Annotated in this window: 18 protein-coding genes; 10 read left to right on the top strand and 8 right to left on the bottom strand. The window is 56.0% G+C overall.

Features of this window, described 5'->3' with window-relative positions:
* Positions 1 to 9: 9 nt before the first annotated feature.
* Together ytfR and ytfQ are read right to left on the bottom strand one after the other, a co-directional pair.
* Positions 10 to 1,512, bottom strand: coding sequence for a galactofuranose ABC transporter, ATP-binding protein YtfR (gene ytfR, locus ACQG2G_RS02325; protein ID WP_038418554.1), 1,503 nt, complete (start codon positions 1,510 to 1,512; stop codon positions 10 to 12).
* Positions 1,513 to 1,643: 131 nt separating this feature from the next.
* Positions 1,644 to 2,600, bottom strand: coding sequence for a galactofuranose ABC transporter substrate-binding protein YtfQ (gene ytfQ / locus ACQG2G_RS02320; protein ID WP_014882271.1), 957 nt, complete (start codon positions 2,598 to 2,600; stop codon positions 1,644 to 1,646).
* A 309-nt stretch (positions 2,601 to 2,909) separates the two neighbouring features.
* Here ytfQ and ppa point away from each other — a divergent pair, with 309 nt between their 5' ends.
* On the top strand, positions 2,910 to 3,440 hold the full coding sequence (gene ppa, locus ACQG2G_RS02315) for an inorganic diphosphatase (protein WP_008501423.1): 531 nt from the start codon (positions 2,910 to 2,912) through the stop codon (positions 3,438 to 3,440).
* Between the two features lie 130 nt (positions 3,441 to 3,570).
* Here ppa and ACQG2G_RS02310 read toward each other — a convergent pair whose 3' ends face one another.
* The 3 genes from ACQG2G_RS02310 to tamA are packed head-to-tail and all read right to left on the bottom strand — an operon-like array spanning position 3,571 to position 9,424.
* Positions 3,571 to 3,915, bottom strand: coding sequence for a gamma-glutamylcyclotransferase family protein (locus ACQG2G_RS02310; protein ID WP_028027890.1), 345 nt, complete (start codon positions 3,913 to 3,915; stop codon positions 3,571 to 3,573).
* Positions 3,916 to 3,917: 2 nt separating this feature from the next.
* Positions 3,918 to 7,694: an autotransporter assembly complex protein TamB gene (gene tamB / locus ACQG2G_RS02305; protein WP_248078792.1), complete on the bottom strand. Its 3,777-nt coding sequence runs from the start codon at positions 7,692 to 7,694 to the stop codon at positions 3,918 to 3,920.
* Entirely contained in the window at positions 7,691 to 9,424 is a 1,734-nt protein-coding gene (tamA, locus tag ACQG2G_RS02300) for an autotransporter assembly complex protein TamA (protein WP_013095333.1), read from the bottom strand. Before tamA ends, tamB begins: the two co-directional genes overlap by 4 nt.
* A gap of 225 nt (positions 9,425 to 9,649) precedes the next feature.
* Here tamA and msrA point away from each other — a divergent pair, with 225 nt between their 5' ends.
* Positions 9,650 to 10,291: a peptide-methionine (S)-S-oxide reductase MsrA gene (gene msrA, locus ACQG2G_RS02295; RefSeq protein WP_014830428.1), complete on the top strand. Its 642-nt coding sequence runs from the start codon at positions 9,650 to 9,652 to the stop codon at positions 10,289 to 10,291.
* Here the strand turns inward: msrA and ACQG2G_RS02290 are convergent, their stop codons facing one another.
* On the bottom strand, positions 10,292 to 11,350 hold the full coding sequence (locus tag ACQG2G_RS02290) for a LacI family DNA-binding transcriptional regulator (RefSeq protein ID WP_029882373.1): 1,059 nt from the start codon (positions 11,348 to 11,350) through the stop codon (positions 10,292 to 10,294).
* A 192-nt stretch (positions 11,351 to 11,542) separates the two neighbouring features.
* On the opposite strand from ACQG2G_RS02290, the gene ACQG2G_RS02285 reads away from it, so the two are divergent.
* The 6 genes from ACQG2G_RS02285 to ACQG2G_RS02260 all read left to right on the top strand — a co-directional run bounded on the left by ACQG2G_RS02285 (position 11,543) and on the right by ACQG2G_RS02260 (position 19,156).
* Positions 11,543 to 12,694: a Gfo/Idh/MocA family protein gene (locus ACQG2G_RS02285; RefSeq protein ID WP_013095330.1), complete on the top strand. Its 1,152-nt coding sequence runs from the start codon at positions 11,543 to 11,545 to the stop codon at positions 12,692 to 12,694.
* Between the two features lie 16 nt (positions 12,695 to 12,710).
* The gene (locus tag ACQG2G_RS02280; RefSeq protein WP_061772211.1) at positions 12,711 to 13,895 is read left to right on the top strand and encodes a Gfo/Idh/MocA family protein; all 1,185 of its coding nucleotides are present in this window, start codon (positions 12,711 to 12,713) and stop codon (positions 13,893 to 13,895) included.
* Entirely contained in the window at positions 13,892 to 14,959 is a 1,068-nt protein-coding gene (locus ACQG2G_RS02275) for a Gfo/Idh/MocA family protein (protein WP_045902448.1), read from the top strand. The genes ACQG2G_RS02280 and ACQG2G_RS02275 overlap by 4 nt, the downstream gene beginning before the upstream one ends.
* 12 nt (positions 14,960 to 14,971) lie before the next feature.
* Positions 14,972 to 15,991 (top strand): Gfo/Idh/MocA family protein, encoded by a 1,020-nt coding sequence (locus ACQG2G_RS02270; protein ID WP_061772210.1) that lies wholly within the window; start codon positions 14,972 to 14,974, stop codon positions 15,989 to 15,991.
* 82 nt (positions 15,992 to 16,073) lie between these two features.
* Complete coding sequence (locus ACQG2G_RS02265) at positions 16,074 to 17,621, top strand: MFS transporter (protein WP_023619690.1); 1,548 nt, start codon at positions 16,074 to 16,076, stop codon at positions 17,619 to 17,621.
* 197 nt (positions 17,622 to 17,818) lie between these two features.
* Positions 17,819 to 19,156, top strand: a complete 1,338-nt coding sequence (locus tag ACQG2G_RS02260; RefSeq protein WP_013095324.1) for a hemolysin family protein — start codon at positions 17,819 to 17,821, stop codon at positions 19,154 to 19,156.
* A 70-nt stretch (positions 19,157 to 19,226) separates the two neighbouring features.
* Here the strand turns inward: ACQG2G_RS02260 and ACQG2G_RS02255 are convergent, their stop codons facing one another.
* Entirely contained in the window at positions 19,227 to 19,433 is a 207-nt protein-coding gene (locus tag ACQG2G_RS02255) for a DUF1107 domain-containing protein (RefSeq protein WP_008501430.1), read from the bottom strand.
* A gap of 324 nt (positions 19,434 to 19,757) precedes the next feature.
* Here ACQG2G_RS02255 and ACQG2G_RS02250 point away from each other — a divergent pair, with 324 nt between their 5' ends.
* Positions 19,758 to 20,315, top strand: coding sequence for a YtfJ family protein (locus tag ACQG2G_RS02250; protein ID WP_061772052.1), 558 nt, complete (start codon positions 19,758 to 19,760; stop codon positions 20,313 to 20,315).
* Here the strand turns inward: ACQG2G_RS02250 and cysQ are convergent.
* Positions 20,309 to 21,049, bottom strand: coding sequence for a 3'(2'),5'-bisphosphate nucleotidase CysQ (gene cysQ / locus ACQG2G_RS02245; protein WP_013095322.1), 741 nt, complete (start codon positions 21,047 to 21,049; stop codon positions 20,309 to 20,311). The genes ACQG2G_RS02250 and cysQ overlap by 7 nt on opposite strands.
* A 190-nt stretch (positions 21,050 to 21,239) precedes the next feature.
* Between cysQ and ACQG2G_RS02240 the strand changes: the two genes are divergently transcribed.
* Positions 21,240 to 23,183, top strand: a complete 1,944-nt coding sequence (locus tag ACQG2G_RS02240; RefSeq protein ID WP_061772054.1) for a bifunctional 2',3'-cyclic-nucleotide 2'-phosphodiesterase/3'-nucleotidase — start codon at positions 21,240 to 21,242, stop codon at positions 23,181 to 23,183.
* The last annotated feature ends 455 nt before the right edge of the window (positions 23,184 to 23,638 follow it).

Genomic DNA, 23,638 nt, shown 5'->3' with positions numbered 1-23,638 from the left:
ATTCACTCCTTACGCCGCGATGGCATTCATGATTGCCGGAACGGACAGTTTATCCAGCGGGATCTCTGCCACCTGCTTGCGATCGCGCATGATGATGACGCGATCGGCATAGCCCACCAGCTCCTCCAGTTCAGACGAGATGACCAGCAGCGCCAGCCCGTCCGCGCACAGGGTTTCAATAAGGCGGATAATTTCGGCGTGCGCCCCCACGTCAATGCCGCGGGTCGGTTCATCGAGGATCAGGAACTGAGGTTTGGTCAGCAGCCAGCGGGAAAGCAGTACCTTCTGCTGGTTGCCCCCGGAGAGGAACTCTATCGGCTGTTCTGCGCTCGGGGTACGGATACCGAGCTGGCGAATAAAGCGCTCGGCAATGGCGTTTTGCTCTTTCCGTGGGATCGGCCGCAGCCAGCCGCGCTGCGCCTGTAAGGCCAGAATGATATTTTCCCGCACCGAGGCGGCGGCAATAATGCCATCCGTTTTTCTGTCTTCCGGGCAGAAACCCACACCCAGACAGGAGGCCTGATGTGGCGAGCGCAGGGTTTGCGGTTTACCTTTGATCAGCGCGGTGCCGCTGTCTGCAGGCTTGATCCCGAAGATCACCTCGGCGGTTTCGGTACGGCCCGAGCCTAACAGGCCCGCCAGGCCGACAATTTCACCGGGGCGCACCTCCAGGTTAAACGGCGAGATCACCCCTTTCTTGCCGAAATCACTGAACGCGGCGACCGGTTTCTCACTCAGCAGCGTACGGCCGGCACGCTGGAGCGCATTGGACTCCAGCTCGCGGCCGAGCATCATTTTGACCAGTTCAATCTGCGGCAGCTCGCGGGTGTCGCGGCAGCCGACAAAACTGCCGTTGCGCAGCACCGTAATGCGATCGCTCACCTCATACACCTGATCGAGGAAATGGGTGACGAAGATCAGGCTTACGCCCTGATTGCGCAGCTGGCGCATCAGGGTAAAGAGCATCTCCACTTCCTGGGTATCGAGGCTGGCGGTGGGCTCATCAAGGATCAGCACTTTTGCCGAGAGGTCGATAGCGCGACAAATGGCGACAATCTGCTGCATGGCGACGGAAAAACGGTTCAGCGGCTCGCGTACGTCGAGAGAGAAGCCGTAAGACGCCATCAGTTTTGTCGCCCGCGCTTCCATCTCCTTGCGGCGCAGCAGGCCAAAGCGTCGTGGCTCCCGGCCAATAAACAGGTTATCCGCGACCGACATGTTCGGCAGCAGGTTTACCTCCTGGTAGACCGTCCCGATCCCCAGCTGCTGCGCATGGGCGGTATTTTTGGGTGATATGGCGTTACCTTCCAGCCAGATGGTGCCGCGATCGGCGTGATAAACCCCGGTCAGGGCTTTAATCAGCGTCGATTTCCCCGCACCGTTCTCGCCCAGCAACGCCATGATCTCGCCGCGTCGCAGGCTAAAATCAACGTTATCCAGCGCTTTTACGCCGGGGAAGAATTTACTCAAGCCCTCTGTGCGGAGGATTTCCTGGTGTTGTTCAGTGGTCATGGTTTTCCCCCTCACCCTGACCCTCTCCCCGGAGGGGAGAGGGGACTATTCGTGCCAGTCTTTAATTTTCTGCCCAAACTGCCCTTTTCCCTCTCCCCTCCGGGGAGAGGGCTAGGGTGAGGGGGCTGAGCTTAGTAGCCCATATTTTTCTTCTTCTCTAACTCTTCTTTCGCGGTATCCGGCAGGTAGAGGGTGGATTTTGTGACCGTCACCTTCTCAGGCATCGTGCCGTCTTTCTTGAATTTCTCCAGCGCATCGAATGCCGGACCGGCCATGTTTGGCGTGAGCTCCACGCTGGCGTTGGCTTCGCCGTCGATCATCGCTTTGTAGATGTCCGGCACGCCGTCGATAGAGCCGGTGAGGATATCTTTGCCCGGTTTCAGGCCCGCTTCTTTAATGGCCTGAATCGCCCCGATCACCATGTCATCGTTGTGGGCGTAAACCATGCAGATGTTCTTGCCGTTGTTTTCAGCTTTGATAAAGCTCTCCATGACCTCTTTACCTTTACTGCGGGTAAAGTCGCCGGACTGAGAACGGATAATTTTAATGTTTGGCGCTTTGGCGATGGCCTCAGCAAACCCCTTCTTACGGTCGATGGCCACGCTCGCGCCGACCGTACCTTGCAGCTCAACGACGTTACACGGCTTGCCATCCACCTGTTTCACCAGCCAGTCACCAATTAATTGCCCTTCAAGAACGTTGTTGGCGGTCACGGTGGTCATATAGAGAGATTTGTCTTTTACATCGATGGAACGATCGAGCAGGAAGACCGGGATCTCAGCGTCTTTCGCTTCCTTCAGGACCGGCTCCCAGCCGGTCGCCACAACGGGCGCAATAAAGATGGCATCCACACCCTGCGCAATAAACGAACGCACGGCTTTAATCTGGTTTTCCTGTTTTTGCTGGCCATCGGCGATCTTCAGCGTGATGCCGCGTTTCTGGGCCTCGCTTTTCGCCACGTTGGTTTCTGCCGCACGCCAGCCTGATTCAGAGCCGACCTGCGAAAATCCTACGGTTAAAGGTGCGGCCATCGCCATAGACGACATGGCTGCCGAAACTGCTGTGACAAGAAGTAAGCGCTTCCACATATGAACGTCCTCGTAGGGTGAGTTATTGTTGGTTAAAAGATGTTCTGCGAAATGACTATAGCCAATGAAATATGTAACGAATTGCGTTACATCACACTTCAGAAAAGTGAATAAAACGTTAATCACAAGTTTGTAATCGCTTTCATTTCTCCATGAAAAATGCGGCTGAGTTTATGGATTTTTCTGCCATGGAATCGGTCTGAAAAGTGAGACGAACGCGGTGAGAAGACGAAAACAGGCGGAGACATTCAGCGCCAGTTGGCTATAATACCTGCCACTTGTTTACCATCCATTTTAAAGGACACAGACATGAGCTTACTCAACGTCCCTGCGGGTAAAGAACTGCCAGAAGACATCTACGTTGTTATCGAAATCCCGGCTAACGCAGATCCTATCAAATACGAAGTGGACAAAGAGAGCGGTGCGCTGTTTGTAGACCGTTTCATGTCTACCGCGATGTTCTACCCATGCAACTACGGTTACATCAACCACACCCTGTCTCTGGACGGTGACCCGGTTGACGTGCTGGTACCAACGCCATACCCACTGCAGCCAGGCGCAGTCATTCGCTGCCGCCCAGTTGGCGTGCTGAAAATGACCGACGAATCCGGCGAAGATGCGAAACTGGTTGCGGTACCGCACACCAAGCTGAGCAAAGAGTACGATCACATCAAAGATGTGAACGACCTGCCAGAACTGCTGAAAGCGCAGATCACTCACTTCTTCGAGCACTACAAAGACCTCGAAAAAGGCAAGTGGGTTAAAGTTGACGGCTGGGACAACGCAGAAGCGGCGAAAGCAGAAATCATCGCCTCCTTCGAACGCGCTGCTAAGAAGTAATTCTTACCACACATCGATAAAGCCCCGCTGGTCGGGGCTTTTTTGTGGCTGGAGAGTTTCGCCCGGGTGCGCTACGCTTACCCGGCAAGAGGCACAAAAGACAACGCCACCTCACGGTGGCGTTGTTTTTTCAGTACTGGTCTCTGTCTAACCAGTTACCGCTTACAATCCGCGTTAACCCTTCGACCGGACGCTGGTAGACGTACATCCACGCACTTCCGTACGGCGTCTGGATCAACTGGCGCGCGTATTCACCGCCCCTGGTGCGCAAGGCATCAAGTTCGGCAAGTGTCGCGTTATCAATACGATAAACTTCACCGTGTACTGTTCCTTCGCCGGGAACCGCGCCTGGATAGTGGCCCAGGCTGTACAACTGGTAGTTTTCGATATTGTAATTCCCAAGCAACAGGGCATTGGTCATCCAGTGACTGTTGCCTTGCTTGGTTCGTAAACTGCCGTAGACAAATATTCGCATTGCTAAAACTCAAACTGATAGAGCAGATCAAGTGCCTGGTCTACGCCGGACACTGCTTCCAGATATAGCTTAGGCATCAGGCGATAGCGTAACGTGAGAGTTGCCAGCGAGTCAAAGATCCCCACGCCATATTTTACCTGCAGACCCGGCAGTACATAGCCGCTGACCACCACCTGCGAGGAGTCACCCACGCCCTGGGTGTCCAGCGCCAGATTGCTTACGCCGAACGTCTCACCGATTTTACCCACAACCTGACCACTTTGTGCAACCCCCAGACCCACTAACATTGAGGTCATCGCTGCACTGTCGCTTTGGCCGCTATCCAGGCCCTGACCACGCAGCAGGTAAGAGAGTGCTTCCTGCTGGGACATCGCCGGGTCGGAGAAGATCTCCGCCTTCGGTTCGTCGGCCGAACCGGTGACGCGCACGCCCGCAATCACGTCGTTTTCTGTCGCTTCCGGGTTACGAATCGCTTCAATGTTGAGCAGCGGCTGATCCGGCGGACCGGAGAACAGCAGTTCACCTTTACGCACAATCAAATCCTGACCATAAGCATGGAAGCGCCCTTCAGGAATGTTGATCTGCCCGTTCAGGCCAAGCCCCTGTCTGTCCTGCGCCACTTTCAGGTCACCCGTCAGGCGTGCCTTCAGCCCAAACGCGTTCAGACGAACGTTATTCCCCACATGCACGGTAAGATTGCTGTTGATCGGAATGCCCGCGCTTTGCTGATTAATCGGCTTGAGGTTATCGTCGAGCATCACTTCATCACTGGAGACGCCCACCGCGCTTTCCGGCACCTCGTGAACCACGATGCGCGCCCACGGCACGTCCACGTTCCCGTCGAGGGTAAAGAGGCTCGGCGTTGCTTCAAAGACGATATCCGGCGAGACATCCAGGCGTACCATCGGCGGTACGGTGATCCTCACCTTGCTGCCTTTCGCGGCGATACGGGCGCGCCAGTTATCAAGCTGGCTCCAGTCGGCGTCACCGCTGAGGTTGATTTGCCCCTGCTGGGTCAGCACCGAGCCGTTCAGCGTTGAGCTCATCCCGTTGAAGTTCATCGTAATCTGGCTTGGCTGCATATCGAACGGCATAAAGTTGCCGTCGATATCCACACCGTTTAGCTGCATCTGACCGAACAGCTGCGGGCTTTGCGCGTTGCCCGCCAGCCGCAGGTTCGCGTTGAGCATCCCCGCCGCTTTTTCACCGCGCGAGAAAATCGGGTTAACCATCGCCAGGTTGAAGTTGCGAATAGAGACGTTCCCGCCCAGATTACGTCGCCCTTGTGGGTCGGTAATCTGCACCTTACCGTCGAACTGGCCATTATTGGTCAGGCGGATAAGCCACCCCAGCTCGGCCCGGTTGTTGTGCAGGTCGGCGCTCAGGTTCAGGGTATCAAACGCCACCGGCAGCGGCGCGTTGTTGACATCCTGTGTCACCTTCACGTTGCGCCCAGAAAGCGTCACGCTGCCCTGTGGCAGCCCCTCTTTGGTGGTGTCCCAGGCCACATCGGCCTTTCCGCTAAAGACGCCGCTCGCCTGAGTGGTATCCGGCATGAACGGTTTTAACATCGCCAGATCAAAACGATTGAGGGTGATCTGCGCGCGCCCATCCGCTCCCGCGTCGATGGTCTGCGGCACGCACAGCTCCGCATTCGGGTTGGTCCAGCAGTGTGGGCCAATGCTGATCTTTTGTTCGGCATTGCGGTAGTCCAGGGCAATAGCGCGTGACAGCACCAGTGGCCCTACCGGGGTGTTGAAACGGGTATTGTCGAGCGTCCCTTTCCAGCGCTCCGCCTTGCGGTCGAAGCTCCCCGTCAGGTGAAGCTGCCCGGAAACCGGCTCGCCCTGCACGCGCAGCTGGAGGTCGTGCTGCTTCTCGTTGCCTTTGGCGTCCAGGGTCACCAGATTAATGTTCACGTCCGGCTGAGAAATGCGCTCCACGCGCAGGTTCAGGTTACCGCCGATCTGATCGGTGGATTTCACATCCCCGTCAACGCGAACGCGGGCGATGGACAGCTCCTGCCAGCGCAGGTTACTGGCCGTGATATCCGCCAGCAACTGCGGTGCATCCACCGTGCCGCGCACCTTAAGCAGCCCCTTCGCCGTGCCGCCAAGCCCCGGAAGGGCGTTATCCAGATTCGGCGCATCGATAGTGGCGTCGAGGTTCAGATCTTTCACCCCCAGTTCACCTTTGATATCCGCCGTGTTGCGGCCCAGCGCCACGTGCAGACCCGGGATCACCCACTGCAGGTAGCTGTTGCCTTTGAGCGAACCTTCTACGTTAACCTTGTTCTGCTTCACGTTACCGGTGAGCTTGATTTCCGGGACATCCATCTGCCACGTGCCGCCATACAGGCTGCCGCGGGTTTTGATAAGACCGTCCAGTTTTGACGGCCAGTCCGGCACCTCTTTCGCCGTGTTAATCCCCGAGAGCTTCAGCTCACCGCGCCAGCTGATCGCCTGCTGCCAGTCGAGCAGCGCGGTCAGCTCGGTTTTGCCTTCCAGCGCCGCAACGGTCAGTTTGTCGAGATTAACCTGCTGTTCATTCCCTTTTGCATCCAGCGTGATCGTGGCGGGTGGCACGTCCTGGCCCTTCACGGCGGTACGGAACGACAGCGTGTAATCGGTCATCTTGCCGCTCAGCTTCAGCTTCAGGTCATCGGCCTGGAACTGTTTTTCGCCGGTGAACGGCCAGTACAGCTGCTTGCTGACCACTTCAAGGTTAAGTGGCAGTCCGGCTTCCGCCAGCTGGGTTTGCGCGCGCAGGACCATGTCCACCGGGCCGGAGAGATTCACCCCGACATCCAGCTTGTCGCGTAGTGCGCCGCCCACCTTAACCTTCACTTTTTCGCCTTTCAGCGGGTCGATGTTGAGCGCGCTGTTCAGGGTAATATCCACCGGCCAGTTGTCACGCAGCAGGGCATGACCCGAAGCATTGACAGAGCCCTGGTTGGTGTCGATATCCAGCGCGTCGAGCTTCATGTTGCCGTCGATGCTGCTGACCTTCAGCAACATGTTATAGACCGTGAGATCGGTGTCGCCAGTCAGACGCAACTGCTCGCCCTTGAACGCTTCGATATTCAGGTTCAGCGGCAGGTGCACGTCCGTCATCTCCGGCAGGACGGGCTTCGAGAACAGATCTTTCAGCGTTTCACCCAGCGGTTTCTCTTCCGGCTGTGGGTTCTGGATCTTCGGCTCGACGATCTCCTCTTGCGCCACGTCCGCCACCTTCGGCAGCGCGATCAGCAATCCCTGCAGGGTGGTTGGCGTCAGGGTGAGGTTTTTCTCCTGCCAGCGCAGGCCGGAGGTGAAATCCATCACCGATACGGTGGTGTCATCGATTTTGACATTGACGTTGTCCAGCGCCACCCGATAAAGCGCAATCGGGTACGGCGTCGAGAGATTCAGCGGGCCGCTGTCCTCTTCTTCAACCGGCGCTGATTTCGGCATTTTCTCCGAATCAATCGCCACGTTCACATCTTTTAGCGACAGATCGTTGACGCAGAGCTTACTGTCCCGCAGGCAACCCAGCCTGACGGCAAGGTGAAACTCGCCCGCGTTGACCGCAACGCCAGGCTGCTCGTAGCGAATATTCTTCAGACGTAGATCGCGCCAGCCGCCCGTCACCTGGCCGATTTCCAGCCCGGGTACCCAGCGGTTCGCCGCGTTAAACAGCAGATGCAGACCGGTTGTCGTGCCCACCAGAAACGCCACCGTACCGAGCAGCAGCACGATAAAAATCAGTACTCCGAGGCTTATCTTCTTCCATAAACTCATAATTCAGGCCCCAGACCGATGTAAAACTGTAAACCGTGTTCTTCTTTGTCACCCACCGGCACAGCGAAGTCGAGCTTGATGGGCCCGACGGGCGACTGCCAGCGCACGCCCACGCCCGCGCCGGTTTTGAAATCACTGCGGCGGATATCGCTCACCGCTTCGCCGCCGTCCACAAACATGGCGCCCCACCATTTTCCGCTGACGTTGTACTGGTACTCCAGCGAGCCGGTCGCCAGCTTGGAGGCCCCGATCAGCTTGCCGTCATCATCTTTAGGCGCGATGGATTTGTATTTGTAGCCGCGGATACTGCGGTCGCCCCCGGCGAAGAAGCGCAGGTCGGGCGGGACTTTGTCGAAGTCGCCGGTTTCAATCCAGCCGAGGTTCCCGCGCATCACAAAGCGGTGTTTGTCATACAGCGTGCGGATCCAGACGTTTTGCGCCTGAATCACCGAGAAATCCACATCGGAACCCCACATGGTGTTGGAGTAATCGATAGAGTAACGCTGGGAATCGCCCCAGGTCGGCATCAGGCCGCCGCGCGAACGGGTACGGCTGATCATCACCCCCGGATAGAGCAGCATGGTGGTGTTGGTGACGTTGGCCTGGGTAAAGTGGTCAAGACTCCAGCGCAGGTTAATGGCGCGCTGCCAGCCGCTGGAGAGATCCCAGAATCGGGATACGGCAAGCGTGGTGGAATCCGACTCGGTATCGTTCAGATCGGTACGCTTAAAGCCCCCCTGGACCAGGTAATACTGCTCAAGCGGGTTCTTCAGCAACGGGATTTTGTAGCTGAAGTCGAGCTGTTGCTCCGGGGCTGAGATACTGGCGCTGGTGGTCAGGCTATGGCCGTACGAGTTCATCCACGGCTTTTTCCAGGTCGCCCTCACGCGCGGCCCCACGTCCGTTGAATAGCCAGCCCCGGTCTCAATGGTGTTTTCGGTGCGTGGCGACACCACACCGTGCAGTGGTAATACCTTGGTTTTGCGGGCCTTTTCAAACTCCGGCGCAACGACCACCGAATTAAACCACCCGGTTGCCGACAGGCGGCGGTTCAGCTCGGCCAGATCGCGTGAATGGTAGTAGTCACCCTTTTTGAACGGCACGAGGTTTTGCAGGTACTCTTCACGAATTTGCGAGCCTTCGAACGTCACGTCGCCAAAGCGGTAGCGTTCGCCGCTGTCATAGTCGATATCCCAGAAAGCCTGGCGTCTGCCCAGCGCAATGCCCAGCTGGCTTTTATTGAACTGGCTGTCGAAGTAGCCCTTGCGTAAGGAGACGCTCGTCAGCGATTTTTTGAAACTGTCGTAATCACCGTGATTCAGTACGGTACCAATTTTAGGCCGCGTACTGAGCAGATCCAGATAATCGCGATCGGTACGCGCGCCGCCGCGTAACACCACATTGGTGCCGCCTATCAGCACCGGCTCACCCGGCGAGACGCGGGCAATAAGCACCTGCCGCCCCTTTTTTGGCGGTGGGCGGAGATCGAAATCGATGGTGGGTTCGTAATATCCCAGGGCTTTTAGCCCTTCGCGTATCGCGTCATCCACGCGTGCACGAAAACGCCGGTCCGGCGTCACTTCGTCACTTTCAATCGTCGACAGCTGTGCACGCACGTTTTTTTCCAGCGCCCCGGATAACCCCTCAACCTGCAAACGGACATTCGCCGCGCTGGCAACCCCGCTTGTCAGCAAGACACTGACCAAACATAACTGGCGGATTTTTGTCACGTTCTCTCCTGAATATCCCTGTTTCCACCCTGGAAGCAAATGAAGTGCCGCTCCGCGGCAAAATACGGCCTGTTGGCCAAAAAACCCAATTCTCGGGTTGAAAAAGGGTGTAACACCCAAATATTTCTTATGATTAAATCTAGACTCATTCAGCGCATTTATTGTGTTCAATTAAACGCTTCGTGACAACCTTAACCGAAACATCGCACCCCGGGAGGCCCCATCGTGAGTTTATTCGACAAAAAGCATCTGGTTTCACAAGCAGATGCATTACCGGGACGCAACACCCCTATGCCAGTCGCAACCTTACACGCCGTGAATGGCCATTCCATGACCAACGTACCTGAAGGCATGGAAATCGCCCTGTTTGCCATGGGCTGCTTCTGGGGCGTGGAACGCCTCTACTGGCAGTTGCCTGGCGTCTACAGCACCGCGGCGGGCTACACGGGCGGATATACGCCAAACCCCACCTACCGCGAAGTCTGCTCCGGCGAGACCGGCCATGCTGAAGCCGTACGCGTGGTATACGACCCGTCCGTCATCAGCTATGAACAGCTGCTGCAGGTGTTCTGGGAAAACCACGACCCGGCGCAGGGTATGCGTCAGGGTAATGACCATGGCACCCAGTATCGTTCGGCGATTTATCCGCTCACGCCTGAGCAGGAAGCCGCCGCACTCGCCAGTAAGGAGCGTTTCCAGCAGGCCATGCGCGACGCAGGTGATACGCGCGAGGTGACAACGGAAATCACCACCGCGAAACCGTTCTACTATGCCGAGGACGACCACCAGCAGTATCTGCACAAAAATCCGTACGGCTACTGCGGAATTGGTGGCATCGGCGTGTGCCTGCCGCCGCAGCTTGCCTGATTACTGATCCAGCGCCACGCGAGCCGCGTGGCGCGTGGCATTACTGACTGAGCCGTAATCCATGACTTTGCCCTGCAACAGCAGGTTATAGACCGGTGCCTGAGGTCGGTTGAGCCGCGTTTGCAGCAGGTGTACGGCCTCTATCCCCAGTTCACGGCAGGGCACCGTGACGCCCGTGATCGGCTTTTCCAGACGGTGCGCTAAATTCCATGCAAAATCGGTCGTAATGAGCGAAATGTCTTCCGGAATGCGCAGCCCGTGGCGCGTTAGCGCCCTGATCACCCCCTCCGTCATGCTGGTACTGTTCGGGAAAATCACCTCTGGCCACTGCGATCTGTCATGACTTAACAGCCATGCATCCAACGCCCGCTCAGCCTCCTCTGCCGTAAACCACTCCGTCACCAGCAAATCACGCTGGGGATCAAAGGCCACGTGAAAATGGCGGTACGCCTCTTTAATGCCGTCCAGACGCGCATACAGCGTCTCACGCCGCAGGCAGGTGAGCGTGAGCACACGGCGGTGCCCCTGCTCAAAAAGGTACTGCATGGCGGTGAAACCAATCGCCCGGTGATCGGGTGACACGGCGTCCAGCACCCGATCCCGATCAACGGAGTTAATCAATACGCAGGGCTTATTCAGCGTGCTCGCCAGTTTAAAGATGGTGGAATCATCAGTCCCAATAATTATTATTGCGTTGATATTCTTATGGCTGGCCTTTTCCATAAACAATTTCACGTCGGCGTGCTGCTCTTCTAATCCGCAGCAACTGACCCACACGTTATGCGGGGCGCACGCTTCAGCAATGCCTTTGGTCACTTCCAGATAAAAAATGTCTCCACGCCCCTGAAAGGTTCTTTCCGGGGCAAAGACAGCGATACCGTTAATTAACAGCCTTCCGCTTGCCATTGCCTCCAGTACACCTAATTCGCGCGCGGTGCGAACGATCGCGTCACGGGCTTTATCGCTGGCATAAGACTTGCCGCTTAATACCCGCGAAACCGTGCTGACGGAATACCCCGTCAGGGTCGCAATCTCCTCCATTTTTAACCTGCCCGGCATAGTGTGACCTCGCTCTCAATCAGTTTTTGCAAATATTTGCAGAAACAGCGCTTTGATTTTAAAACCAAATTTCAGAGAGCCTGGAGATTACTTAAACAGCTTGCGAGTATTCTCACAAAAACACATTGTCGCTGCGGCTCCCCTTTCCTATTTTCCGGTCATCCCTCATTTCAACTGAAATTAAGGTGTGACATGGAGAAGGTACGTTTTGGCATTATCGGAATAGGTAATATCGGTACGGTCCACGCGCGTTATTTACTGGCGGGTACGGTCAGTGACGCATGCCTGGCGGCGGTTTGTGATAATGCACCGGAAAAGCATCCGGCCATTCGCCAGCTGGTCGGCTCCCTCCCCCTTTTCAGCGATGCGCAGGAGATGCTCCAGAGCGGGCTTATCGACGCGGTGATTGTCGCAACACCGCACTACGAGCATCCGCGTCTGTCGATGCTGGCAATGCGCCACGGCATCCACACGCTCTGCGAAAAACCGGCCGGCGTGTATACGGCGCAGGTGCAGGAGATGAACGCCTGTGCCCGGACCTGCGATGTGGTGTTCGGCATCATGTACAACCAGCGCCCGAACCCGCTCTACCAGAAGGTGAAAGATCTGATCGACAGCGGCGAGCTGGGTGAGATCCGCCGCTCCAACTGGATCATTACCAACTGGTATCGCTCGCAGAGCTACTACAACTCCGGCGGCTGGCGCGCCACCTGGAAAGGAGAAGGCGGCGGCGTACTGCTCAATCAGGACCCGCATCAGCTCGATCTCTGGCAGTGGCTGGTTGGTATGCCGATCCGTCTGCGCGCGTTTTGCCAGTTTGGTAAGCATCGCGACATTGAAGTGGAAGATGAGGTCACCGCCTACGCCGAATACGCCAACGGTGCGACGGGCGTATTTATCACGACCGTGGCTGAAACGCCGGGGACCAACCGGCTGGAGATCGTCGGCGATCGCGGCAAGGTGGTCGTCGAAGAAGGGAAACTGCGCTACTGGCGGCTGCGGGAATCTGAAACCGCCTTCAACGCCCGCTGGCAAAACGGCTTTGGTGAACCGGAATGCTGGGAGGTCACGCTTCCCGTCGGCCCGGAATGCAGCGAACACCACGTCATTACCGCCAATTTCTGCGGCGCCATCCTGCGCGGCGAGCCGCTCATTGCCCCGGGGCTGGAAGGGATCCACGGGTTAACGCTCTCCAACGCCATGCACCTCTCCACCTGGACCGACGACTGGGTCGACCTCCCGCTCAATGAGAAACAGTATCTGCGCTTGCTTCAACAGCGTATCAGCACCTCAGTGGCTAAAGAGACCGCCAGCGTCACGCTGGATGCCTCCGGCACCTGGTAACTCAGGAGAAGAAACGATGTTAAATGTCGCTATCGTGGGAACAGGAAATATCTCGCATAACCATATTCAGGGTTATTTGCAGTTTGGCCAACGCTGCCGGATCGTCGCGCTGGTCGATATCTACCCGGAAAAAGCCCACGAGAAAAAAGCACGCTACAACCTGACGGACGCACGCGTGTATGAAAGCCACGAGCAGATGCTGGCGTCAGAGCCAGATATCGATATCGTCGACGTCTGCACACCGCCCTACGTTCATGCAGAGATAAGCATTGATGCCCTCAATGCGGGTTGCCATGTGCTGTGCGAAAAACCGATGGCCGCCTCGCTGGAGGAGTGCGACGCCATGATCGCCGCACAACAGGCCAGCGGGAAATTGCTCGCCATCATCGCTCAAAATCGCTTTACCGATGCCTTCTGGCGTTTAAAAACTGCGCTGGATTCGGGCCTTGCTGGCAAGGTGTGCCATGCCCAGGTGGACTCGCTCTGGTGGCGCGGACACTGCTACTACGACCTGTGGTGGCGCGGCACCTGGGAAAAAGAGGGCGGCGGCTGCACCCTTAACCACGCGGTTCACCACATAGACGCTATTCAGTGGATGCTGGGTTTCCCGTCTGAAGTGGTGGCCATGATGACCAACGTGGCGCACGACAACGCTGAAGTCGAAGATCTCAGCGCGGCAATATTTAAATACCCCAGCGGCGCACTCACTCAGCTAACCGCCTCGGTCGTGCACCACGGCGAAGATCAGAAAATCATTATCCAGGGTGAAAAGGCGCGCATCTCCGCACCGTGGCAGGCCTTTGCCAGTGTCAGCGCTGATAACGGCTTCCCCCAGGAGGATCGGGACCGGCAACGGGAAGCGCAGCTTAACGCCGTTTTTCACGAGACGCCGAAGCTCGAATGGACGCTGCACACCGGGCAGATTAATGACCTGCTGTATGCCATTGAGCACGGCACGGCGACGTTAGTGGATGGTCTGCAGGGCAAACGCTCGCTGGAGCTGATAACCGCGATCTATAAATCCGCCATCACCCGCTCCGTGGTTTCGCTGCCGATTCAACGCGACGATCCGTTTTACCGTACCGGCGGGACTAACGCCCTCGCCCCCCGTTTTTATGAAAAATCCGCAAGCGTCGCCAACTTCAGCGAAGTCGGTGCGATTCCCCTGGGCAAAGATCTGGATGAAGGAGTAACACCATGAACAAAAATGACGGCATGAACTACGCGCCAGTGGGTAAACCTCAGCCCGTTGTCAGGGAAGGAGAGTTTGTCTTTGCCGCTGCCGCGCTCGACCACGGCCATATCTACGGCATGAGTAACGGCCTGATTGAAGCGGGCGCCACGCTGAAATGGGTCTACGACCCCGATCCGGCAAAAGTGGATAAATTCATTCAGCAGTATCCGCAGGCCAGGGTTGCAGACTCCCTGGATGTCATACTCGCCGACGATGAGGTGCGTCTGGTAGCTGGCGCCGCCATTCCCGCCGAGCGCTGCGCGCTGGGGCTAAAAGCGATGGCCGCAGGCAAAGACTACTTCACCGATAAAGCCCCCCTTACCACCCTTGAACAACTGGCGGATGCCAAAGCCATGGTGGAAAAAACGGGCCGAAAATACGCCGTGTATTACAGCGAACGCCTGCATGTTGAGAGCGCGGTCTTTGCCGGACAGCTGGTGCAGCAAGGGGCCATTGGCCGCGTCGTACAAACGCTGGGAACGGGCCCGCACCGGGAAGGGACCGGCCGCCCGGACTGGTTCTACGATCGGCGCTACTTCGGCGGCATTCTGTGCGATATCGGCAGCCATCAGATTGAGCAGTTCCTGTTTTATACCGGCAACAGTGACGCCATCGTGGTGGCAAGCCAGGTACGGAACGTTAAACACCCCCAGTACCCCGCCTTCGAAGATTTTGGCGATGCCATGCTGAAAGGGGAAAACGGCGCCAGCGGCTATTTCCGCTGCGACTGGTTTACCCCTGACGGGCTCTCGACCTGGGGCGATGGCCGCCTGACGCTGCTGGGCACCGAAGGCTATATCGAGATCCGCAAATATGTCGATCTCACCCGTGGTGAACAGGACGTGGTGTATCTCGTCAATAACGAGGGGGAGTTCCGTTATCCGGTCGCCGGCCAGGTCGGATTCCCGTTCTTTGGCGAACTGATCCTCGACTGTTTGCATCGTACTGAACATGCCATGACTCAGGCTCACGCCTTTAAGGCGGCGGAGCTCTGCGTGAAGGCACAGATGCTGGCCAACGCAACGGCATAACGGGAGGCGACAATGAAGCTCCTGAACACGGCGGTGATCGGCGCCGGAACGATTCACGGTTGCCACGTGAATGCGCTGCGCCAGCTCCCCAACGTTGCGCTGCGCGCGCTGGCAGATATCGACAGCGTCAAAGGACTGAAGCTGGCATTGGGCTATCAGTGCCGCTTCTATCAGGATTACCGGGAGATGCTGCTGGATGATGCCATCGATGTGATCCATATCTGCACGCCGCACTTTGAGCATAAAAGCATGATTCTGGCGGCCCTCGCCGCCGGAAAGCATGTTTTCTGCGAAAAACCGGTGGGCATGAACAGCAGCGAACTGGTGGATATCACCCGCGCCGCTGACAAGGCGTCGGGTCTGCTCGGCGTGTGTTATCAGAACCGGCTCAACCCCACCAGCCTGCGCATTCGCCAGGCACTGGACGAAGGCGAGCTGGGAAAAATGCTCAGTATCAAAGCGGTGCTGACGTGGGCACGCTCGGGCGCGTACTACACCCAAAGTCCGTGGCGTGGGCGACTGGCTACGGAAGGAGGCAGCCTGCTGATCAACCAGGCCATTCATACCCTCGACCTGATGCAGTGGTTCGCCGGCGGCGTGACGCGTGTGAAAGGTGTGGTGGATAGCGGTGAGCTGGCGGACGTGACGGAAGGTGAAGACAGCGCGATGGCCACGCTGCACTTTGCTAACGGCGCGCGCGGCCTGTTTTACGCCAGCAACTGCAATACCACCGATTCCCCGCTTCTGATGGAGATCCACTGCGAGCAGGGCTCGCTGCTGCTCAACGACAACACGCTCTGGCGCGTGACGCCGGGTGAGCGCGTCAGGCTCACCTGCGACGACTCCCCGGACGGTTCGGTCAAAAGCTACTGGGGGCTGGGCCACCAGCAGGCGATCCGTCGTTTTTATCAGGCTATCACTCACCCCGGTTACACGGATTACACCGATATCCATGAAGCCGGGAAATCACTCACCCTTGTGGAGGCTATTTATCGATCATCTCAATTAAGGCAATGGATAGAAATCAATTAATAGAACGTAATTTGTATTCCAGCAGTAAATAAAAAACGACCCGACAGATCGGGTTAATCATTACCCTACACTGGATATTATTATGGTCAAACCAACTGAACGTAGAGTGGGTTATGGCGTGGCGCTCGGCTACGGTATAACCGATCTGTTTGGCGGAGGCGCTTTCGCCATTATCGGCACCTGGCTTTTATTTTTTTACACCACCTATTGCGGGCTCTCTGTCGTCGAAGCGGGTTCGATATTTGCTATTGCCCGCGTCATTGATGCGTTATTAAGCCCAATTATGGGTTATATCACTGATAATTTCGGTGATACCTGGCTCGGGCGTAAATTTGGCCGTCGCCGCTTCTTTTTATTACTCAGTTCGCCCTTAATGTTTCTGTATGCCCTGCTGTGGCTTACGGACATGGGTTACTGGTATTACCTTGGCACTTACCTCTCTATTGAGCTCTTGTCGGCGATGGTGCTGGTGCCCTGGGAAACCCTGGCCGCTGAGATGACTAACCGGTATGAAGAGCGTAGCCGTCTCTCCGGCGTGCGTATGATCTGCTCTCAGCTCGGCGGCTTTCTTGCGGTTTCCGTTCCCGGCGTCATTATGCAGTTCACGGGGAAAGATAATCCGTTTACCTATACTCTTACCGGGCTGATATTCTCCTGCGTATTCTGTATTGCGGTATTTATTACCTGGTATACCACCTGGGAAGCGAAAGATGTGCAACAGCCATCCACGTTTAAAGTAGATAAACAGCGCAGCAGCGGATTAATTAATCACCTGAAATATCTGGTGCTGGATCTCTTTTCCTCTTTCCGTATTCGCGCGTTCCGCCTGCATATTATTATTTATATCTTTTCATTTACGGCGATGGACGTATTCGGTTCGGTCTTTACCTATTATGTCGTGTATTGTCTGAGCCAGGATGCGGCAGCCGTCTCCGGCTGGCTGAGCATTGCGGCTTTCGCCTCGGTACCTGGCACATATGGATTTATGCTGTTGCTGAACAGGCTGAATGTCTCCCCTTCTGCCGCTTTGCGCCTCTCTTACGGCGGGATCTTCTTCGTGCTGGTGTTCCTGTTTACGGTTTACCTGACCAAAACCCAGGTGCCCACGCTGCTGTTCACGGCGGTCTTTATCCTGCTGGGCGCCACCCGCGCGGGCCTCTATTACATACCGTGGAATATCTACAGCTTCATTCCTGATATTGACGAGATGGTGACGCAGCAGCGCCGCGAAGGGATTTTTGCCGGGGTAATGGTCCTGACCCGCAAAAGTACCGTGGCGATCGCCATCATGATTATTGGCCTGGTCCTGCAGGAGTCCGGCTTTGTGAAGGGCGGCGGCGCACAGCCTGAAAGCGCGCTGGGGGCGATTATAGGCCTGATGATCTTCGCGACGGCAGCCCTGCTGGCGGTGAGCTTCTTCACTACCTATAAGTTCAAGCTCACCCGCGAGACGCATAAACTGCTTCTCAAGGAGATTGCCCGCCGTAAGCTGGGCGGTGATTACCGCGACTGCGATGCCAATACCCGTGTGGTGATAAAACAGCTCACAGGCTATGAGTACGATCAGGTGTGGGGAGGCGATGCTGCCCGTCGTGCAGTGAACAACGTCGGGTTATCGGCCGCAAAATAGCGCGTCTCGCCGGGCCGGTTCCCCACCTGCCCGGCCTCTTTTCGCCTCAAAATGTGACCTCTGGCAGGTTTACATCTCTTTACGCTATACTACCCGCTGAAATAATCAGCTCAACGCTACGAGCTGACATTCAATGTGTTTCCACACAAATGGTATCAACTTCCCTTCCGAGGATCTGGCGAGAAGCCGGATAAACTATGTTAAACAGTATTTTAGTAATACTTTGTCTGATAGCCGTCAGCGCATTTTTCTCGATATCCGAGATCTCGCTGGCCGCGTCCCGTAAAATCAAACTTAAGCTGCTTGCCGACGAAGGCAATATCAATGCTTCCCGTATCCTGAAGATGCAGGAAAATCCTGGAACATTCTTCACCGTGGTACAAATTGGCCTGAACGCGGTCGCTATTCTCGGCGGTATCGTGGGGGATGCAGCGTTTTCTCCGGCCTTTTACAGCCTGTTCGTGCAGTACATGTCCGCCGAACTTGCCGAGCAGATGAGCTTTATTCTCTCCTTCTCGCTGGTCACCGGGATGTTCATCCTGTTCGCTGACCTGACCCCGAAACGCATCGGTATGATTGCGCCAGAAGCTGTGGCTTTGCGTATCATCAACCCGATGCGCTTCTGCCTGTTCGTGTTCCGTCCGCTGGTGTGGTTCTTCAACGGCCTGGCGAACGTCATCTTCCGCATCTTTAAACTGCCGATGGTGCGTAAAGATGACATCACCTCCGACGACATCTACGCCGTGGTAGAAGCCGGTGCGCTGGCCGGGGTGCTGCGCAAGCAAGAGCATGAGCTGATCGAAAATGTGTTCGAGCTAGAATCCCGTACCGTGCCCTCTTCCATGACGGGCCGTGAAAGCGTGATTTGGTTCGATCTGCATGAAGACGAGCAGAGCCTGAAGAATAAAGTCGCGGAGCACCCGCACTCTAAATTCCTGGTCTGTAATGAAGATATCGACCACATCATCGGCTATGTGGACTCCAAAGATCTGCTGAACCGCGTGCTGGCGAACCAAAGCCTGGCGCTTAACAGCGGCGTGCAGATCCGCAATACCCTGATTGTACCGGACACGTTGACGCTCTCTGAAGCGCTGGAAAGTTTCAAAACCGCCGGTGAAGACTTCGCCGTTATCATGAACGAATACGCGCTGGTGGTGGGCATCATTACCCTCAACGACGTCATGACCACGCTGATGGGTGACCTGGTCGGCCAGGGTCTGGAAGAGCAGATTGTGGCGCGTGATGAGAACTCATGGCTGATTGACGGCGCAACGCCAATCGACGACGTGATGCGCGTGCTGGATATCGACGAGTTCCCGCAGTCAGGCAACTACGAGACCATCGGCGGCTTTATGATGTTTATGCTGCGTAAAATCCCGAAGCGCACCGACTCGGTGAAGTTCTCCGGCTACAAGTTTGAAGTGGTGGATATTGATAACTACCGCATCGACCAGCTGCTGGTGACGCGTATTGATAACAAACCGACCGTGCTGGTGCCGAAACTGCCGGATGCGGAAGAGAAGGTGTCGGCGTAAGATTCCTGCCTCACAAACATCAACGGCTCCCATCGGGAGCCGTTTTTTTAACTACTGCATAGCACGTAGGTTAAGCCATCTCAGTTTGCAGACGCATAACCTGACGGTTGACTTCGGACATCACAGACAAGTGCTGTTTGTCCTTCACTTTTGGGACAAGGATCTTGCCCTTATCAAACTCAAAAGCGCCAACATCCTTGATATACAACCGTCCACGGAACAGGATCTTCACGTACTTCGCCACCTGAAGCGGGTTGTAGCGTTGGAAAATTTTCATTCTTGTATCTCCTGCGAATCATACGCTCTTGCGGCGCCACAATCGGCCCGACTGTTCTGAGCGCAAATTTTGTTGCCCAATGACTATAGACCAGAACTACGTAGTTACCCAGTGTGCATAAGTTTATTTACCGTTTGATTACAATTATTCAGAATAATCTTTTCAAACTGTGACTACAGGCAGTATAAGCCGTCGTTTTTTTATGGATATGTGCGTTCGCCCGCAAACTGGCATCGGGATTGCGGGAAAAGCCCATTGATCGCACTTATGATTAAAAGCGTAAGACCAAGTGGTCGGATCACCTGCATACAATAAGGAAACACCATGACCCTACGTAGCATTCTTGCAGCCGCATGCCTGCTCCTGCCCCTGTGGGCGAGTGCCCACAACATTGAAAAAGGACAACGCGTACCGCCAGTCGGCATTGCTGACCGGGGAGAATTGATTCTCGACAACGATAAGTTTAGCTACAAACCGTGGAATAGCGCGCAACTGGCGGGCAAAGTGAGAGTTGTACAACATATTGCCGGTCGTACATCTGCAAAAGAGAAAAACGCAAACCTGGTGGAAGCGATCAAGGCCGCAAAATTCCCGCATGACCGCTATCAGACCACCACCATTGTGAACACCGACGATGCCATCCCTGGCTCCGGGATGTTTGTGCGCTCAAGCCTTGAGAGCAACAAAAAGCTCTACCCGTGGTCGCAGTTTATTGTCGACAGCAACGGCGTGACGCGCAAAGCCTGGCGGCTTGAGGAAGAGAGTTCCGCGATTATCGTGCTGGATAAAAACGGCCAGGTGCAGTGGGTAAAAGACGGGGCGTTAACCCAGGAAGAGGTGCAGCAGGTGGTTGATCTGCTGCACAAGCTGCTGGCTCAGTAAAGAGAGACCCGGAAGCCTGGATTGAGGAATGATTCGCGCGGGGTGTAGTCCAGCGGCTTGCCCTGCCAGTCATGAACATGCGCACCCGCGGCCGCGGCTACCGCGTGGCCGGCTGCCGTGTCCCAGATGTTCGTCGGCCCGAAACGAGGATAGAGCTGCGCCTGCCCCTCCGCCACCAGACAGAATTTCAGCGAGGAGCCAATCGAGGTCGTCTGATGTTCGCCCAGCTGTTGCAGGTACTCTTCCAACTCGCTGTCGCTGTGCGAGCGGCTGATGACCACCAGCGGAGGGCGCGCATCGCGCACCTGGATCGGCTTGCGGACACCACACTCTTCCTTCCAGGCCTTGCCTTCTGCGGCGCTGTACATCACTTTCATCACCGGCGCGTAGACCACCCCAAGCACCGCCTTGCCCTTGTCGATCAGGGCGATATTCACGGTGAATTCACCGTTACGCTTGATAAACTCTTTGGTGCCGTCCAGAGGATCGACCAGCCAGTAACGCTGCCAGTGCTGACGCTCATCCCAGCTCTGCGGCGCTTCTTCGGAGAGCACGGGGATCTCTGGCGTGAGTGCCTGTAGCCCTTTCATGATCACGCCATGCGCCGCGATATCCGCCGCCGTGACCGGGGAATCATCCGCCTTGCTGACAACGTTCATCGGTTGTGCGCCATCATACACCTGCATGATGGCATCGCCCGCATCCCGTGCGAGCTGACAAATTTTATCTAACATTCTCCACCTCTTCGTTAACGCAGTGGGTATAACTCTTTGTTTTATTTATATCGTAATGTGAACAATTCCGCTATCTGTGAAGCAATTCCGGTTTCATCGCCCTTTTTTCTGGCAGGATTCACACTTCTGTAAGCAACAAAAGATAGATACATATTCTTTTGTGGCCTGGATCGAAAAAAGGACTCCTCTGATGATTAAGTTTAGCGCAACGCTCCTGGCGACGCTGATTGCAGCGAGCGTACAGGCGGCGACGGTCGATCTCCGTATTCTGGAAACCACCGACCTGCACAGCAATATGATGGACTTCGATTACTACAAAGATACCCCTACGGAAAAATTCGGACTGGTACGCACGGCAAGTTTGATCAATGCCGCCCGCAATGAAGTGAAAAATAGCGTGCTGGTCGACAACGGTGATTTGATTCAGGGGAGTCCGCTGGGTGACTACATGGCGGCAAAGGGGCTGAAAAAAGGCGAGATCCACCCGGTGTATAAAGCGATGAACACCCTGGATTATACCGTCGGCAACCTCGGTAACCACGAATTCAACTATGGTCTGAAATACCTGCACGATGCGCTGGCAGGCGCAAAATTCCCGTACGTTAACGCCAATATTATCGACGTTAAGACCAAAAAGCCGCTTTTCACCCCTTATCTGATTAAAGAGACCGAGGTTGTTGATCAGGACGGTAAAAAGCAGACGCTGAAAATTGGCTACATCGGCTTTGTACCGCCCCAGATCATGACCTGGGATAAAGCCAATCTCACCGGCAAAGTCACCGTTAACGACATCACCGAAACGACGCGTCAATACGTACCGGAGATGCGTGAAAAAGGGGCGGATGTTGTGGTCGTTGTCGCCCACTCGGGCCTCTCTGCCGATCCGTACCAGGTGATGGCGGAAAACTCGGTTTACTACCTGAGCGAAGTGCCGGGCGTGGACGCGATCCTCTTCGGCCACGCTCATGCGGTCTTCCCGGGTAAGGATTTTGCCAGCATCAAAGGGGCAGATATCGACAAGGGAACGCTCAACGGCGTGCCGGCGGTAATGCCCGGCATGTGGGGCGACCATCTTGGCGTGGTGGATCTGGTGCTCAATAACGACAGCGGCAGCTGGAAGGTGACCGGATCCAAAGCCGAAGCGCGCCCCATCTACGATGCTGCCGCCAAAAAATCACTGGTGGCTGAAGACCAAAAACTCCTCGACGTGCTCAAACATGACCACGACGCCACACGCGAGTTCGTTAGCAAGCCGATCGGCAAATCCGCCGACAACATGTACAGCTATCTGGCGCTGGTACAGGATGACCCGACCGTTCAGGTGGTCAATATGGCGCAGAAAGCCTATGCCGAACATTTTGTTCAGGGCGATCCGGACTTAGCCAACCTGCCGGTGCTTTCCGCCGCCGCACCGTTCAAAGTGGGCGGACGTAAAAATGACCCGGCCAGCTATGTTGAAGTGGAAAAAGGCCAGCTGACGTTCCGTAACGCCGCCGATCTCTATCTCTACCCGAACACGCTGGTCGTGGTTAAAGCAACGGGTAAAGAGGTGAAAGAGTGGCTGGAATGCTCCGCCGGGCAGTTTAACCAGATCGATCCGAAGAGCAGCAAGCCGCAGTCGTTGATTAACTGGGACGGGTTCCGCACCTATAACTTCGACGTTATCGACGGGGTGGATTATCAGATTGATGTCACCCAGCCGGCGAAATATGACGGTGAGTGCCAGGCGATTAACCCGCAGGCAGAGCGCATCAAAAACCTGACCTTCAAGGGCAAGCCTGTCGATCCGGCGGCCACCTTCCTGGTGGTGACCAATAACTATCGCGCGTATGGCGGCAAATTTGCCGGCACCGGCGATAGCCACATTGCCTTTGCTTCTCCGGATGAGAACCGCTCAGTGCTGGCCGCCTGGATCAGCGCAGAGTCGAAAAAGGCGGGAGAAATTCATCCGGCGGTCGATAACAACTGGCGTCTGGCCCCGATCCACAGCGATACCCCACTGGATATTCGCATTGAAACGTCTCCGTCGGATAAGGCTGCGGCGTTTATTAAGGAGAAGGCGCAGTATCCTATGAAGAAGGTTGCGACGGATGATATCGGGTTCGCCATTTATCAGGTGGATTTAAGTAAGTAAAAGCAAAACGGCAACGCACGTTGCCGTTTTTAGTGTTTATTCCCTCTCCCTGTGGGCTGAGGGATCCCCATAAAATAATGCCTGCACGGAGGACCCCCTCTCCCTTGAGGGAGAGGGTTGGGGTGAGGGGGAACATATGGGTGTAGAGGTCATTCCGTTCACTTTATGTTCCTTGCTACTCTGTAACGGCATGACTTGTGAACGTGCCAGGGCGGCTCAATCGCCGCCGCCCTGGCGACCCGGGCTCCCGGCGGTAAATCGCCGCTTCGCGGTGCCCTCGGCTTATTCCTTCCGGCTTATCGGGGACGGGCGGATGTAACGTCCCTGTAAAGCCGCCCTCTCGGCGCATCCATGCGCCTCGCCCCGGCCTGCAGGAAACGCCTCAGCGATTTACAGCCGGACCAGGGCGTCGCTGTAAATCATTCATTTTCCTGAAACAACATTCATCGCTTTCG

It is taken from the genome of Enterobacter cloacae complex sp. 382A5, from assembly GCF_050031095.1.
Lineage (GTDB): Bacteria > Pseudomonadota > Gammaproteobacteria > Enterobacterales > Enterobacteriaceae > Enterobacter > Enterobacter cloacae.
This window is presented reverse-complemented; position numbering and strand designations above follow the sequence as displayed.

What these genes read in the sequence shown, in the direction of transcription:
- ytfR (WP_038418554.1), bottom strand. Translation starts at nt 1,512, where the DNA reads ATGACCACTGAACAACACCAGGAAATCCTCCGCACAGAGGGCTTGAGT.
- ytfQ (WP_014882271.1), bottom strand. Translation starts at nt 2,600, where the DNA reads ATGTGGAAGCGCTTACTTCTTGTCACAGCAGTTTCGGCAGCCATGTCG.
- ppa (WP_008501423.1), top strand. Translation starts at nt 2,910, where the DNA reads ATGAGCTTACTCAACGTCCCTGCGGGTAAAGAACTGCCAGAAGACATC.
- ACQG2G_RS02310 (WP_028027890.1), bottom strand. Translation starts at nt 3,915, where the DNA reads ATGCGAATATTTGTCTACGGCAGTTTACGAACCAAGCAAGGCAACAGT.
- tamB (WP_248078792.1), bottom strand. Translation starts at nt 7,694, where the DNA reads ATGAGTTTATGGAAGAAGATAAGCCTCGGAGTACTGATTTTTATCGTG.
- ACQG2G_RS02290 (WP_029882373.1), bottom strand. Translation starts at nt 11,350, where the DNA reads ATGCCGGGCAGGTTAAAAATGGAGGAGATTGCGACCCTGACGGGGTAT.
- ACQG2G_RS02285 (WP_013095330.1), top strand. Translation starts at nt 11,543, where the DNA reads ATGGAGAAGGTACGTTTTGGCATTATCGGAATAGGTAATATCGGTACG.
- ACQG2G_RS02280 (WP_061772211.1), top strand. Translation starts at nt 12,711, where the DNA reads ATGTTAAATGTCGCTATCGTGGGAACAGGAAATATCTCGCATAACCAT.
- ACQG2G_RS02275 (WP_045902448.1), top strand. Translation starts at nt 13,892, where the DNA reads ATGAACAAAAATGACGGCATGAACTACGCGCCAGTGGGTAAACCTCAG.
- ACQG2G_RS02270 (WP_061772210.1), top strand. Translation starts at nt 14,972, where the DNA reads ATGAAGCTCCTGAACACGGCGGTGATCGGCGCCGGAACGATTCACGGT.
- ACQG2G_RS02265 (WP_023619690.1), top strand. Translation starts at nt 16,074, where the DNA reads ATGGTCAAACCAACTGAACGTAGAGTGGGTTATGGCGTGGCGCTCGGC.
- ACQG2G_RS02260 (WP_013095324.1), top strand. Translation starts at nt 17,819, where the DNA reads ATGTTAAACAGTATTTTAGTAATACTTTGTCTGATAGCCGTCAGCGCA.
- ACQG2G_RS02255 (WP_008501430.1), bottom strand. Translation starts at nt 19,433, where the DNA reads ATGAAAATTTTCCAACGCTACAACCCGCTTCAGGTGGCGAAGTACGTG.
- ACQG2G_RS02250 (WP_061772052.1), top strand. Translation starts at nt 19,758, where the DNA reads ATGACCCTACGTAGCATTCTTGCAGCCGCATGCCTGCTCCTGCCCCTG.
- cysQ (WP_013095322.1), bottom strand. Translation starts at nt 21,049, where the DNA reads ATGTTAGATAAAATTTGTCAGCTCGCACGGGATGCGGGCGATGCCATC.
- ACQG2G_RS02240 (WP_061772054.1), top strand. Translation starts at nt 21,240, where the DNA reads ATGATTAAGTTTAGCGCAACGCTCCTGGCGACGCTGATTGCAGCGAGC.